Below are 1,184 nucleotides of genomic sequence, written 5' to 3'. Positions count from 1 at the left end.
CGGCAACGCCCTCCAGCTCGGGGTGACCACCCTCGAACTGGACGTGCAGATCACCGAGGACGGTCAGGCCGTCGTCACCCACGACCGGAAGATCAGTGGCGCCAAGTGCGTCGACACCGCCCCGGTGACGCCCGGCGACCCGGAGTTCCCGTACGTCGGGAAGTACGTCAACACGCTCACCGTGGCCCAGGTACGCTCGCTGGACTGCGGCTCGAAGACCCTGCCGGACAAGCCCGGCCAGCTCGCCGTCCCGGGTGCCCGGATGCCGTTGCTGCGTGAGGTCTTCGCGCTCGTCAACCGCTATCGGGCGAAGGACGTGAAGCTCAACGTCGAGACCAAGGTGGAGGCGGGCGCGCCGACCGAGACCGCGCCCCGGGACCAGTTCGTCCGGGTCACCGCGGCCGAGATCCGCGCCGCCGGGCTGCTCAAGCAGGTCACCATCCAGAGCTTCGACTGGGGCGCGCTGATGCGCATGCGCCAGGTCGAACCGAAGTTGCCGCTGGTCGCCCTGACCAACTACGACTTCCTCCAGACCGGACAGCCGGGCGCCTCGCCGTGGCTGGGCGGGCTGGACATCGACGACTTCGGCGGCGACCCGATCAGGGCGATCCGCAGCTTCGGCGCGAGCGCCTTCTCACTGGTGCACGGCTTCCCGCAGAACGGCACTGTCACCGACCCGGGCTACCAGCCGTACGTCACCAGGGAGATGGTCGCCCATGCGCACCGCTACGGGATCAAGGTGATCCCGTGGACCGTCGACGACGTGCCGACCATGGCGAGGCTGATCGACGACGGCGTGGACGGCATGATCACCGACTACCCGGACCGGTTGCGTGGCCTGCTGGCGCAGCGCGGCTACCGGCTGCCGAAGGCGTACACGGCGCCGTTCGACATCCAGGCGCACCGCGGCGGTCGGGCCACCCGGCCGGAGAACACCCTGCCGGCCTTCTCGAACGCGTTGTCCAACCGGGCCATCTCCACGCTGGAATTGGACACCGGCGTGACCGCCGACGGCAGGCTCGTGGTGCTGCACGACCGCACCGTCAACGGGTCGCACTGCGTCGACACCGCCCCGGTGCGCCCGGGAGACCGGAAATTCCCGTACGTCGGCAAGCCGGTGCACGAGCTGACCCTGGCGCAGCTCAAGACCGTCGACTGCGGCACGAGGACGCTGCCCGAACTGC

1 protein-coding gene is annotated in these 1,184 nt (G+C 69.7%); it reads left to right on the top strand.

Going from position 1 to position 1,184, the window contains the following annotated elements:
- The coding region (locus KBX34_RS33040; protein WP_210928985.1) for a glycerophosphodiester phosphodiesterase family protein at positions 1-1,184 on the top strand (1,184 nt) is incomplete at both ends.

Origin of the sequence: Micromonospora sp. M61 (assembly GCF_018070245.1) — a bacterium.
Classification (GTDB): Bacteria; Actinomycetota; Actinomycetes; order Mycobacteriales; family Micromonosporaceae; genus Micromonospora; species Micromonospora zamorensis.
This window is presented reverse-complemented; position numbering and strand designations above follow the sequence as displayed.